The following is a 13,142-nucleotide window of genomic DNA, read 5'->3' as shown; positions in this document are numbered from 1 at the left end:
GCTCAACCCTTTGCATTGCTGCCGCGCTTCTTCTGGATCAGCACGATGCTGCCCAGGCTCGCGCCGATGACAATGAAGGAGACGATGGTCGTCACCGTGCCGAGCGCGTAGAGCGAGGGCGAGGTGACGTTCAACGTCATGCTCCAGATTTCCAGCGGCAGCGTGTTCAGCGACCCGGCGGTCTGGAGGCTGCGGGCGAATTCGTCATAGGACAGCGTGAAGCCGAACAGCGCGACAGCAACGAGGCCGGGCGCCAGTACCGGGATCATCACCAGCCGAATCGACTGCCAGCGGCTGGCACCGAGATCGTAGGCCGCCTCCTCCCAGACGTGATTGAAGCGCGACATCACTGCGAACATCACCAGCACGCCGAACGGCAGCGTCCAGGACAGCTGCGCGCCGAGCGCAGAGGTGTACCAGCTCGCATTCAGGCCGAGCGCCTGGAACAGCAGCCCGGTGCCGAGACCGAGCACGAGGCCGGGCGCGACCAGGCTGCCGATCATCGTGTAGAAGACGACCGTGTCGCCGCAAAAGCGCCTGCGGAAACCGAGCCCGGCGAGAAACGACAGCACCACCGTGATGACGGTGACAATGACCGCGAGCTTGATCGAGCGGTCGAACGAGCCCTTGACGTCGCCGGTCCGTACCTGGGTGAAGAGATCGATGAACCAATGCAGCGACTGTCCCTTCATCGGAAACACGAGGCCGCCGCGGATGTCCTGGAACGACAGGATGTAGATGCAGAACATCGGGCCGTAGAGTGCGAGCACATAGAGCGCGAACAGCGTCGCCAGCACGTAGAACGTCCAGGGCCGCCCACCCTTGCTCGGCGCGATTGCCTTGGTGGTCGCGGGCGCGACTGTCTCGGGCATGTCCGCCAGCACCGCGCTCATCGCGTGATCTCCTGCCGGATGTCGACGGTGCGCAGGATCAGCGAGACGATCGCGACCAGCACCAGCGTCAGCAGCACGGCGCTGGCGGCCGCGGTCGGGTATTGCAGCACGCCGACGTCTTCATAGAACGCGCTGACCACCGAGGCCGAGCCGCCGCCGGACATCACCTTGACCACGAAGAAGTCGCCCATCACGATCGAGACGACGAAGATAGTCCCGAGCGCGATGCCGCTCTTGGACATCGGCACCACGATCAGCCGCATGATATCGAATCGGCTGGCCCCGGCGTCGATCGCGGCCTCGATCAGCTTCTTGTCGATCCGCGCCATGGAATTGAAGATCGGCACGATCATGAAGATCGTGAGCTGGTGGACATAGGCGATGACGACGGCGAGGTCGGAGAACAGCAGCACCTCCAGCGGCTGGCGGATGACGCCAGCTGCGAGCAGCGCCTGGTTGATCAGGCCTTCCTTGCCGAGCAGTGGTATCCACGAGATCATCCGGATGATGTTCGATGTCCAGAACGGCACCGTACACAGCAGGAAGAGGCCGATCGCCAGCAGCTGGTTGCGAACGTGGAACACCAGGAAATAGGCGACGAAGAACCCGATGATGAGCGTGAAGACCCAGGTCAGCACCGTGAACTTGATGGTCGCAAGATAAAGCTTCAGCGTCAGCGCCGAATGCAGCACCTCGAAATAGCTTGCCAGCGTGAAGCCGGGCGTCAGCCCGCCGAAGCCGTCGGTGGCGAAGAAGCTTGCGGCCACCACGACCAGGATCGGCGCCACGAAGAACGGCACCAGCACCAGCACAAGCGGCGACACGTAAAGCCAGCCGGCAAGGTTGGCGCGTGATGCGGTTTGAGCGGGACTTGGACCTGAACTTGGACCTGGCTGCATATCGGCAAACGCCTCGAAGTAGCTTCTCTTGCACCGGCGCGTCGCCGCGCCGGCGCTCTCGTTACGTCAGGGAAAGCAGGTTTCAGGCCACCTTGAAGTCGTTCCAGCGCTTGTTCATGTAGGCCGCCTCGTCCATCAGCGTGTTCCAGCACGAGATGTTCTTGACGCGGTCGAGGAAAGAGCCGCCGTCGCGCTTGGTGCCGGCCTTCTCCATCGCCACGCCGTAGGGATCGTTGACCACTTCCGGCGCAGGCTGACCCTCGTACCAGAACGCCCATTCGGCAGGCGTCAGGAATTTCTTCGCGGTCGACGGCACCGGGCTGTAATAGCCGTAGCGCGCGACGAAGCCGCCCTGCCAGCCCGACAGATACCAATTGAGATATTCGTAGGCAGCGTCGAGCTTCTTGCCGGAGAGGTGCTTCATCAGCCCCATGCCGTTGCACCAGCCGCGATAGCCTTCCTTGCCGTTCTTGATGTTGACCGGCGCATAGACGCAAGGAATCTCCTTGACCCGGACGGCTGCGACCGCCGGCGACCACATCGACTGGATGACCACCTCGCCCGCCGCCATCAGCTGCACCGACTGGTCGAAAGTGGTCCAGGTCGCGCGGAACTGGCCCTGCTTCTTCAGCTCGATCAGCTTGTTGCAGGTGAAGTCGATCTCCTCCTTGGTCATGTTGCCCTTGTTGCCGTATTTGATCAGTCCGGCGCTTTCGAAGCAAAGCGCGGCATCCATGATGCCGATCGCGGGCACGTCGAGGATCGCGGCCTTGCCCTTGAATTTCGGATCAATCAAATCTTTCCATTCCGTGACTTCATGGCCGACGAGGTCGGGGCGATAGCCGATGGAGTCGGCGTTGTAGACTTGCGGCAGGAAGGTCGCCCATTCGGTGACGCCGTCGTTGAGGTCGGTCGAGTCGGGCTTTGCGATATACATGGCCTCATAGGGCGAGATGCCCTGGCGCGGGATCTTGTGGCCGTCGATCTCGCCCTTGGTGAAGATCGGCAGGATGTTGTCGAACTCCTTGATCTTCTTGACCTCGATGCCCTGGATCACGCTGCGCTTGGCGGCGAGCTTGGCCTGCCAGCCCTCGAGATCGGCGATATCGACCGTATTAGGCTGGCTTATGAAGCGGTTGATGGCGGCGGAGGTGTCGAGGTTCTGCATCGTCACCTTGAAACCGAGATCCTTGGCGGCCTGGTCGCCGATCGCCTTCACCACCGAATAGGAGACGCCGACATGGCGCAGCTCGATGTCCTTGATCTCCTGCGCCCAGATGGTCGGAAATCCGCGGATCGCGTCCGATCCTGCGGCTGCGCCCGCAACTGCCGCAGCCCCCTTCAACAGCGTGCGCCGGCTCAGCTTTTTCCTCGACCCGACGTCCGCCTTGGCCCCCGTCCCCACCGGATCGGAAGTGGACGTCCCCTTACCATTGTCAGACATGGCGACCCTCGTTGGCTACGATGAACGCTGCGCACCGGTCGCCATTGACCGGCTGCGGAAGTGATCAGTTGCGGGCGAGGCTATGGGCGGGATGTTGCGAAGTAAAATTGGAAGTAGAAATTCGCGCCATAAACGGAGCTAATGGTTCGGGTCGGTGCATTTGGATTTGGCACTGCGCATAAGAAGGCATCAGGACGTGCATACAAGGCGGCGAAATCAACGAGGCGGGTCGCTTCGCGTAGCGCGTGTGACATGGCTTGCACTGCTCGTTGCCGCGACGTCGTGCGCGGCGCGTGCCAGCGAATTGGCGATCGCACCCGCGGATTTGAAAGCGATCGGCACGATCGACCCGCGCTTTCAGTCGTACAACATCGAGATGGTCGAGGTAACGGGTGGCCGGTTCTGGAAACCATATTTGCGGACAACACGCGCGTTCGATGAGCGCGATCGCTATAGCGACAGAGCTCCGATCGATCTCGCCAACACACGCCTGCGCAAGCTCGCTGCAGCTTTGTCGCCGGCGTATCTGCGCGTGAGCGGGACCTGGGCCAATGCGACGTTCTTCACCGACACCGAGCACGCACCGGCCACGCCGCCGCCGGGATTCAACACGGTGCTGAATCGTGCGCAGTGGCGCGGCGTGATCGACTTTGCGCGCGCGGTCGATGCGGGGATCGTCACCTCTTTCGCGGTCAGTGCCGGCAGCCGCGCTGCGGATAACGCGTGGATGCCGGATCAGGCGCAACATCTTGTCGATGACACGCGATCGCAGGGCAGCCGGATCGCCGCAGCCGAATTCATGAACGAGCCGACGCTGGCAGCGGCGAATGGTGCGCCGCCCGGATATGATGCGAAGGCCTATGGCCGCGATTTCAGAGTATTTCGCGAGTGGATGCAGCGCGCCGCGCCCGAGACGCTGATCGTTGGCCCCGGTTCGGTCGGCGACTCCGCCGCGCCGTCCGTACCGGGCCTTCGCACGCGCGATCTGCTCGCGGCGTCAGGCGAAGGCATCGACCGCTTCTCCTACCATCATTACAACACGGTCTCGCCGCGCTGCGGCGGAAGCGATGAGCCGGCGCAAGCGCTCTCGGAAGAATGGCTCGCCCGCACCGATGCCACGCTCTCGGTCTATCGCGGCCTGCGCGATCAATTCGCGCCGGGAAAGCCGATCTGGCTGACCGAAACCGCCGATGCCGCCTGCGGCGGCAACCGCTGGGACAAGACCTTTCTCGACACATTCCGCTATCTCGACCAGCTCGGACGGCTGGCAAAATCCGGCGTTCAGGTCGTGATGCACAACACGCTGGCCGCGAGCGATTACGGCCTGCTCGACGAGGGCACGTTCCATCCGCGCCCCAATTACTGGGGCGCGCTGCTCTGGCATCAGCTGATGGGAACGACCGTGCTCGATGCAAGCGCGGCGACGGCGCCTGGCCTCCACGTCTACGCACACTGCCATCCGTCGACGCCCGGCGCCGTGACGGTTCTCGCGATCAATATCACGCGGAGCGCATTCCGTACGATCGTGCTGCCGCTTCGGTCCGAGCGCTACACCTTGCGGGCCGCAAAGCTGCAAAGCGCGATAGTGCAATTGAATGGCTCCACACTCGCACTCGCCGGCGGGAATGACCTGCCGCGCCTTTCCGGGCACGCAACGGCGGCTGGCCCGATCCGGCTCGCGCCGGCAACGATCACTTTCCTCACCATCCCGGGCGCCGCGAACCCCGCGTGCCGATGACGGGGCTCACGATCTGAGCGAATCCCGCGCGGTCTCCGGCGCCATCAGCGTTGCGATGAGCGTGATCACCGAGAGCCCGACGATGTAGAGCGATACGGGCCAGTAGGAGCCGGCCCATGCAAGCAGCGCCGCGGCGATCAGCGGCGAAAAACCGCCACTGAGCGCGGCGGCGACATTGGCGCCGAGCGAAGCGCCGCTATAGCGCACCTGGGTGCGGAACAGTTCCGGCATGAAGGTGGCCTTCGGCCCGAACAGCATTGCATGCGTCAACGTCATCGTGACGACGAGGGCGAGCGTGATCAGCGCCGGCTCCCTGGTGTCGAGGAACCAGAACAACGGAAACGCCAGCGCCACCGAGAACACGCCGCCGGCAAGATACAGCGCCTTGCGTCCAAAAATGTCCGACAGCCAGCCGGCCAGCGGCAGGGTCGCGAACTCGACGACCGCGGCGCAGACGACCGCATCCAGAATTACCTGGCGCGGAAGGCCGAGTTTTGTGGTGGCGTAGACCACGGTGAAGACGGTGAGAAGATAAGCGAGCCCGACTTCAGAAACCGTGATGCCGATCGCGAGCAGAAAACTGCGCCAGTCCCGACGCAGCACCTCGAACACCGGCTGCGCCAGCACCTCCTTGCGCTCGACCACTTCCTTGAAGTGCGGCGTTTCCGCGAGTTTGAGCCGCACCATGAAGCCGACGCCGACGAGCAGAATGCTGATCAGGAACGGCACGCGCCAGCCCCAGCTCAGAAAATCCGCCTCCGGCAATTTCGTCATCAGGCCGAAGATGCCGGTGGAGACGGCGACGCCGACGGGAAAGCCGATCTGCACCAGGCTGCCGTAGAAGCCGCGGCGGTTGCCGGCGTGCTCGATCACCATCACCACAGCGCCGCTCCATTCGCCCCCGAGCCCGATGCCCTGGATGAAGCGAAGCATGACGAGGAAAATCGGCGCCCAGACGCCGATCTGGCTGTAGGTCGGCAGGCAGCCGATCAGGAAGGTGCCGAGCCCCATCGCGATCATGGTCGCAACCAGCATCTTCTTGCGCCCGAGCCGGTCGCCATAGTGCCCGATGAGGGCGCCGCCGATCGGCCGCGCGACGAAGCCGACCGCGTAGGTCGAAAACGCCGCCAGCGTGCCGACAAAGGGGTCGAAGCTCGGAAAGAACAGCTTGTTGAACACCAGGGCTGCGGCCGTGCCGTAGATCAGAAAGTCGTACCACTCGATCGCGGTCCCGAGCGCACTCGCCCACACCACATGCGCCGTCGTCGATCTCTCCGCCGCGCCGGAGACCCCCGTTGCTGTCGTCATGCCACGCCCCAGACTGTTCGCGAGCATCATGGCTAATCGCGATGTTGGTTGCAACCTGCGGGAGTGTTGGTCCGACCGGGCTCACGCGCGAGTCTTTCGCGCCGCTCTTCAACACCGTCATTGCGAGGAGCCCTTGCGACGAAGCAATCCAGACTGTCCCCGCGGGAACGATACTGGATTGCTTCGCTGCGCTCGCAACGACGACGTTGAAGCGGTTGCGCAGACTGTCTCCTGACCGTCGTCCTGGCGAAAGCCAGGACCCATTATCCCGGTCGGAGTTGTCAGAGCACGCTGTGGCCCGCATCGCGTCCGACAACAGGTGGCTGTGGCTATGGGTCCTGGCCTTCGCCGGGACGACACCGGAAATCTAACCTTGATTTCGCCATTGACAAACCTATTCGCTAATATCTAACCTCCCCGCCAACTCCATAACCATCCGCGAAATGCGGACATAAAAGAGAGGAAACAACGATGAGAGGGCTTTTGGCCTGCGCGATGCTCGCGGCCGTGACTTCGGCTGCCATGACAACGGCTGCCACCGCGCAAGTTTCCGACGACGCGGTACGGATCGGCGTGCTGACGGATCTGTCGAGCTGGGGTCGCGACAACAGCGGGCCGGGGTCGGTCGAAGCCGCGAAAATGGCGGTCGAAGAGTTCGGGCCGACCGTGCTCGGCAAGCCGATCGAGATCATCAGCGCCGACCACCAGATGAAGACCGACGTCGGCGTGCAGATCGTGCGCGGCTGGTTCGACAACGGCAAGGTCGACGCCGTCGTCGATATCCCCAATTCCGGCATCGCGATCGCCGTCCACAACATGGTGCGCGAGCGAGGCAAGATCGCGCTGCTGTCCGGCCCCGGCGCGAGCTCGCTGACCGACGAACTGTGCAGCCCGAATACGGTGCACTTTACCTACGATACTTACGCGCTGTCGAAGGTGACGGCCTCTGCCGTGGTCAAGGAAGGCGGCAAATCATGGTACTTCATCACCGCTGACTACGCCTTCGGCCAGCAGCTCGAGAAGGATGCAACGCGCTTCATCAACGAGATGGGCGGCAAAGTGCTGGGCGGCGTGAAGCATCCGACCAACACGGCGGACTTCTCGTCTTTTGCGCTGCAGGCCCAGAGCTCGAAGGCCGACGTCGTCGCCTTCGCCAATGCCGGCCAGGACACCGATAACGCGATCAAGCAATCCGGCGAGTTCGGCCTGGTGCAGGGCGGCCAGAAGCTCGTTGGTCTGTTGATGTTCGACACCGACGTGCACGCAATCGGGCTCAACGCCGCGCAGGGCACCTACATGACCACGGCCTCGTACTGGAACATGGACGAGGCGACCCGCGCCTGGTCGAAGAAATTCTATGAGCGCACCAAGGTGATGCCCACCATGATCCAGACCGGCGTCTATGGCGCGGTGCTGCATTATCTCAAGGGCATCAAGGCTGCCGGCACCGACGATCCCGCCAAGGTGATGGCCAAGATGCGCGAGCTGCCGATCGAGGATATGTTCGTCCATGGCGGCAAGTTGCGGGAGGATGGCCGCGTGATCCGCGATATGTATCTGGCCAAGGTGAAGGCACCCGAGCAGTCCAGGGAACCCTGGGACTATCTGGAGATCATCAAGACCGTGAAGGGCGAGGATGCCTTCCGCCCGGCCTCCGAGTCCAAATGTCCGCTGCTGAAGAAGTGAGGCCCGCATGACCGGCAACGAGCGCAACGCAGGCGAAACCTACGAGTGCGATGTGCTCGTGGCCGGATCGGGCGCATCCGGCATGTCGGCCGCGATCACCGCGCGCTACCGCGGGCTCGACGTGCTGATCGTTGAGAAGGAGCCGCGCTTCGGCGGCACCACCGCGCGTTCCGGCGGCTGGCTCTGGATCCCCGGCACCTCGCTGGCGCGGGCCTACGGCATCGAGGAGACGCCGGAGCAGGCGCGTACCTATTTGCGGCATGAGGCCGGCAACAATTTCGATGCCGCGCGCGTCGATGCGTTCTTGAGCGCCGGCCCCGAGGCGGTCGATTTTTTCACCACCAAGACGGCGCTGCGCTTCGACATGCCGCTGGTGTTTCCGGACTATCACGCCGAAGCACCGGGCGGCGCCCAGGGCGGCCGCTCGATGGTGACGCGCCCGTTCGACGGCCGCGAGCTCGGCGACCTCATCAAGACGCTCGGCATGCCGCTGCCCGAGCTCACCGTGTTCGGCATGATGTTAGGCTCCGGCAAGGAGATCATCCATTTCATGCGCGTGACCAAGTCGGTGACCTCGGCGGCCTACGTCGCGAAACGACTGTCGCGACATCTGATGGACGTGCTGCGCTATGGCCGCGGCATGACGCTGACCAATGGCAATGCGCTGGCGGGCCGCCTCGCCAAATCAGCGCAGGATTTGAAGATTCCGATGTGGCTGTCCTCGCCGGTGCGCGAGCTGACGGTCGAGAGCGGCGCCGTGACCGGCGCGATCGTCACCCGCGAAGGGCGCGACGTCCGCGTCCGCGCGCGGCACGGCGTCGTGCTGGCCTGCGGCGGTTTCCCGCATGACGTGGCACGGCGCCAGAAGATGTTTCCGCATGCACCGACCGGCAACGAGCACTACTCGCCGGGACCAACCGGCAATACCGGCGACGGGCTGCACCTTGCGGAAAGCGCCGGCGGCCATATCGAGGACCGCCTGCCGAATGCGGCGGCCTGGGTGCCGGTATCGCTGACCACGCGCAAAGACGGATCAAAGGGCGTGATGCCGCATTTCATCGACCGCGCCAAACCCGGCGTGATCGCGGTGATGCGCGACGGCAGGCGCTTCGCCAACGAAGGCAATTCCTACCACGATTTCGTCCAGGCCATGGTCAAGGCCGCCAAGCCCGGCGAGCAGATCGCGGCCTTCCTCGTCTGCGACCACAAAACGCTGCGGAAATATGGCCTGGGCTGCGTGCCGCCCTTCCCGATGCCGCTCGGCCATCATTTGCGCACCGGCTATCTCATGCGCGGCGATACGCTGGAGGCGCTTGCGGCGAAGGCCGGCATCGATGCCAAAACCTTCGTCGAGACTGTGGCGCAGTTCAACGCCACGGCACCGCAAGGCTTTGATGCCGCCTTCGGCAAGGGCTCGAAAGCCTATAACCGCTACCAGGGCGATGCGCTGCACGGCCCGAACCCTTGCGTCGCGCCGCTGGAGAACGGCCCCTTCTACGCCATCAAGATGGTGGTCGGCGATCTCGGCACCTATGCCGGCATTGTCACCGACGAGAACGCGCGGGCGCTCGATGCGGAGGGCCGGGTCATTCCGGGGCTTTATGCGGCCGGCAACGACATGGCCAGCATCATGGGCGGCAATTATCCCGGCGCCGGCATCACGCTTGGGCCGGCGCTGACCTTCGGCTACATTGCCGGCCGTCATCTCGCCGACAGCGCTGCCAAGCGCGATGCGGCATAGCGCTCGCCAGGAGGCGCATGAAGAGAGAAAGCCGCGGCATCCAGTCGATCGAGGTCGGCGGAGAATTGCTCCGCGCGCTCGCGAGATGCGGCGAGCCGATGATGCTGCGCGATCTCGCGCGCGAGGCCGGCATGACGCCGGCCAAGGCGCATCCCTATCTCGCGAGCTTCTCGCGCATCGGGCTGATCGAGCAGGACGAGATCACCGGCCGCTACGAAATCGGGGCGCTGGCGCTGGAACTCGGGCTGATCAGCCTGCGCCGCCTCTCCGGCGTGCGCATCGCGGGACCGAAGATCGCGGCGCTCGCAAGTCAAATCGGGCATGCGGTCTCGCTCGCGGTCTGGGGCACGCATGGGCCGACGGTCGTGCAGCTGGAAGAGCCCGCCCAGCCCGTCCACATCGTGATGCGGGCCGGCTCGGTGATGGCGCTGCTGGAGACCGCGACGGGCCGGGCGTTTGCAGCGTTCCTGCCGGAGAAGACGATCAATGCCGCGCTGGAAAGCGGCCTCGATCGCCATGGCGTCGGTTACAATCCGAAGCGGGCGGTGAAGGGCGCGAAGCTCGCCGAGATGCTCACTGAAGTCCGCAAGCACGGTCTCGCCCGCGCGCTCGGCGATCCCCTGCCCGGCGTCAACGCGTTCTCCGCGCCGGTGTTCGACCACTCCGGCCATGTCGCGCTGGTCATTACCGCGATGGGACCGGAAGGCACATTCGATGCGCGCTGGGACAGCCCGATCGCCCACGCCCTGCGCGACTGCGCCGGCGGCATCTCGAAGCGGCTGGGTCACGGGATGACGATCGCAGCGGAGTGAACGACAGTTCTCCGAGTCGTCCTGGCGAAAGCCAGGACCCATACCGCGTGATCTATCGAGTCGGTTGGTCGTAGTACCGAACGACGAGTCTTCGCCAAACGCCTCCCTGGGGTAATGGGTCCTGGCTTTCGCCAGGACGACATCGAATATGGCCAATCAATTCGTCACCCACCCTGCTTACAATGACGCGGTCGCTACTTCTCCTTCACCGGCACCGTGTAGTTCAGGATCAGCCGCCCGCCATCCGGATAGATCGTCTGTCCCGTGATGTATGACGCATCGTCGCTGGCGAGGAATGCGACGACGCAACGCCGGCATTGTTGACCATGATGTCGAGCCGGCCGAACTCTTTCGCGGCCGTCGCAACGATCTGATCCACGTCCGTCCGCTTGGCAACATTGCCGGGGACCACGCGCAGGGCATCCGGCCGGCCGAGCTCGGCGGCCGTCGCGTGAGGCCATCGGCATCGACATCCGAGATGACGACCTTGACGCCGTCGTCGAGAAATCGCTTCGCCCAGGCCTTGCCGATACCGCGTGCCAGCTTCATGTCTGCCTCCAGTTGCTCACATCGCTTCGATTGTTGCGATCAGCCAAACACGCGCGGGCGCAGTCCGGCGTGAAACCAGGTGATCATGGAATAGATGTCGTACACTGGCAGCCCGACTTCGGCCTGCAACGCAGCCGCATAAGGCGGCATGTTGGTGCATTCGAGCACGATGGCGCCGACGTCCGTATGCCTGGCGACAAGCTCCTTGCCCGCCTCGACCACGTCGCGCTCGGCCTGCGCGATGTCCATATCGTCCTTCTCCGCCTTGATCAGGACGCGGAAAAACTCCTTGCCGTTCTCGGTGCCGACCAGCGGCGTGTCGAGCGGCACGCCGGCACCTGCGAGATGGGCCGGCGTCAAGGTCGAGCCCGACACCGTGACGAGGCCGACGCGCTTGCCCGGCGGCAAGGTCGCCTGCACCCAGGGCACCTGCATCAGCGACGAGGTCGCGACGGGAACGCCGACGGCGGCCGCGATTTCCTTCTGGAACAGCGAGAGGAAGCCGCAATTGGTGGTGATCGCCTCGGCCCCTAGCCGCACCAGGTCCTTGGCCGCATCGATGAAATCCGGCAGCAGGCCGGCCGCGCCCTTCAGCACCACCTTCTCCGGCGTTGCCCCGCTCACCACGCGGTAGAGCACCGGAAACGGCCAGGTCGTGCCGTTGCCCATGTCGCCGGGAATGCGGGGGAAGCGCGCTTCGAGCATCAAGATGCCGAGCTGCGCTCCATAAATAGCCTTGCCGCCACGGGCGATACGGGAAGACGAGTTGGCAGATGAGTTGGGAAGAGTGGTCATGCTGCGGCCTCAGAGGAAACGGTCGGGTGCGAACAGCGCCAGCGGAATCTCCGGCGGCTTGCCGCTCAGAAGCTGCGCAACGAGGCGGCCGGTGCGGGCCGAGCCGACCAGGCCAATATGGCCGTGGCCGAAGGCATAGACAATGTCGCGCGAGGCCCGTGCGTAACCTATGCAGGGGCGGCCATCCGGCATGCTCGGCCGATGACCGAACCAGGTCTTGATGCGCGAGGCCGGAATGTCCTTCGGAAGTTTCGGGAACATGCTGAAGAGATGATCGCGCAGGATCTCGGCGCGCTTCCAGTTCGGTGCGGCCTTCAGGCCCGCGATCTCGACGGTGCCGGCGGCGCGTAGGCCCTTATCGGTCCAGTTCACCACCATCTTGGCATCGGACGCCATTATCGAGCTGCGCGGACCGGACTCCGGATTCTCGATCATGACGTGGTAGCCGCGCTCGGTCTCGAGCGGCAGCGGATCGCCCACGGATGCCGTGAGCTGCTTCGAGCGGGCGCCGGCGGCCACGACTGCGGCATCGCAAGGAATTTCGCCGGTTTCAGTGAGAACAGCCAGGAGCTTGTCGCCGGAAAGCTTGAAACCAGTTGCCTTGGCGCGGACGAGCTTCACGCCGCTCGCAAGCGCATGATTGGCAAGGGCCGCAACGTAAGCACCGGGATCGCGGCAGCGCCCGGCCTCCTCCACCACCACGCCAAAAGTGTAGCGCGGGTGCAAATCCGGCTCACGCTGACGCATTTCGTCGGCATCAAGCTCGAGCCACTTGACGCCGACGCGCTTGCGCAGGCGCCAGCCGAGGTCGCCGTCGAAATTGCCCCGCGACAGGAACACGTGCATCACGCCGTTGCGCTCGATCAGCTGGGGCACACCGGCCTCCTCCGCAAGCCTCCTGTGCAGGAGCGGCGCGTCCTTCAAGAGGTCGCGCAGCGCAAACGCGGTCTTCTCGACGCGCGCCTCGGTCCAGCCCGAGAGCAGATATTTGATCAGCCAGGGCAAGGCCTTCGGCAAGTAAGACCAGCGGATCGCGAGCGGGCCGAGCGGATCCATTAGATAGCCTGGCACCTTCTTCCAGATGCCAGGCTCGGCCGGCGGAATCACCGAATGCGAGGAGAGCCAACCGGCATTGCCATAGCTCGCCGCCTGTTCGCCGCCAGGCTCGCCCGGATCGATCAGCGTGACGCGATGGCCCTCGCGCAATGCCTCGATGGCGCTGATCACGCCGACCGCGCCGGCACCGATGATGGCGACGTGGAGGCTTTGCGACATCG

At 64.3% G+C, this 13,142-nt stretch carries 10 protein-coding genes and 1 pseudogene; 4 read left to right on the top strand and 7 right to left on the bottom strand.

Features of this window, described 5'->3' with window-relative positions:
* Nucleotides 1-2: 2 nt before the first annotated feature.
* From IVA82_RS26140 to IVA82_RS26130, 3 genes are all read right to left on the bottom strand, one after another.
* Nucleotides 3-893 (bottom strand): ABC transporter permease subunit, encoded by an 891-nt coding sequence (locus tag IVA82_RS26140; protein WP_247389743.1) that lies wholly within the window; start codon nucleotides 891-893, stop codon nucleotides 3-5.
* Nucleotides 890-1,792, bottom strand: coding sequence for an ABC transporter permease (locus IVA82_RS26135; protein WP_247389742.1), 903 nt, complete (start codon nucleotides 1,790-1,792; stop codon nucleotides 890-892). Before IVA82_RS26135 ends, IVA82_RS26140 begins: the two co-directional genes overlap by 4 nt.
* An 82-nt stretch (nucleotides 1,793-1,874) precedes the next feature.
* A complete protein-coding gene (locus IVA82_RS26130) occupies nucleotides 1,875-3,236 on the bottom strand; it encodes an extracellular solute-binding protein (RefSeq protein WP_247389741.1) in 1,362 nt (453 codons plus the stop codon).
* A gap of 247 nt (nucleotides 3,237-3,483) precedes the next feature.
* Here IVA82_RS26130 and IVA82_RS26125 point away from each other — a divergent pair, with 247 nt between their 5' ends.
* Nucleotides 3,484-4,974 carry a hypothetical protein gene (locus tag IVA82_RS26125; RefSeq protein WP_247389740.1) on the top strand — a complete coding sequence of 497 codons (1,491 nt, stop codon included), beginning with the start codon at nucleotides 3,484-3,486 and terminating at the stop codon, nucleotides 4,972-4,974.
* 6 nt (nucleotides 4,975-4,980) lie between these two features.
* Here IVA82_RS26125 and IVA82_RS26120 read toward each other — a convergent pair whose 3' ends face one another.
* Nucleotides 4,981-6,282, bottom strand: a complete 1,302-nt coding sequence (locus IVA82_RS26120; RefSeq protein WP_247389739.1) for an MFS transporter — start codon at nucleotides 6,280-6,282, stop codon at nucleotides 4,981-4,983.
* A gap of 471 nt (nucleotides 6,283-6,753) precedes the next feature.
* Here IVA82_RS26120 and IVA82_RS26115 point away from each other — a divergent pair, with 471 nt between their 5' ends.
* From IVA82_RS26115 to IVA82_RS26105, 3 genes are read left to right on the top strand one after another with little or no spacing between them, the layout of a single operon-like run.
* Nucleotides 6,754-7,968, top strand: coding sequence for an ABC transporter substrate-binding protein (locus IVA82_RS26115; RefSeq protein ID WP_247389738.1), 1,215 nt, complete (start codon nucleotides 6,754-6,756; stop codon nucleotides 7,966-7,968).
* 7 nt (nucleotides 7,969-7,975) lie between these two features.
* Nucleotides 7,976-9,709, top strand: a complete 1,734-nt coding sequence (locus IVA82_RS26110) for an FAD-dependent oxidoreductase (RefSeq protein ID WP_247389737.1) — start codon at nucleotides 7,976-7,978, stop codon at nucleotides 9,707-9,709.
* A gap of 17 nt (nucleotides 9,710-9,726) precedes the next feature.
* Nucleotides 9,727-10,521 (top strand): IclR family transcriptional regulator, encoded by a 795-nt coding sequence (locus tag IVA82_RS26105; RefSeq protein WP_247389736.1) that lies wholly within the window; start codon nucleotides 9,727-9,729, stop codon nucleotides 10,519-10,521.
* A gap of 194 nt (nucleotides 10,522-10,715) precedes the next feature.
* On the opposite strand, the pseudogene IVA82_RS48810 reads toward IVA82_RS26105, so the two are convergent.
* From IVA82_RS48810 to IVA82_RS26090, 3 genes and pseudogenes are all read right to left on the bottom strand, one after another.
* Nucleotides 10,716-11,070: pseudogene (locus IVA82_RS48810) on the bottom strand (SDR family oxidoreductase).
* A 39-nt stretch (nucleotides 11,071-11,109) separates the two neighbouring features.
* Nucleotides 11,110-11,865 carry an aspartate/glutamate racemase family protein gene (locus tag IVA82_RS26095; protein WP_247389735.1) on the bottom strand — a complete coding sequence of 252 codons (756 nt, stop codon included), beginning with the start codon at nucleotides 11,863-11,865 and terminating at the stop codon, nucleotides 11,110-11,112.
* 9 nt (nucleotides 11,866-11,874) lie between these two features.
* The gene (locus IVA82_RS26090) at nucleotides 11,875-13,140 is read right to left on the bottom strand and encodes an FAD-binding oxidoreductase (RefSeq protein WP_247389734.1); all 1,266 of its coding nucleotides are present in this window, start codon (nucleotides 13,138-13,140) and stop codon (nucleotides 11,875-11,877) included.
* Between the last annotated feature and the right edge of the window lie 2 nt (nucleotides 13,141-13,142).

Source organism: Bradyrhizobium sp. 142 (genome assembly GCF_023074015.1).
In the GTDB taxonomy this organism is placed as follows: Bacteria; Pseudomonadota; Alphaproteobacteria; order Rhizobiales; family Xanthobacteraceae; genus Bradyrhizobium.
This window is presented reverse-complemented; position numbering and strand designations above follow the sequence as displayed.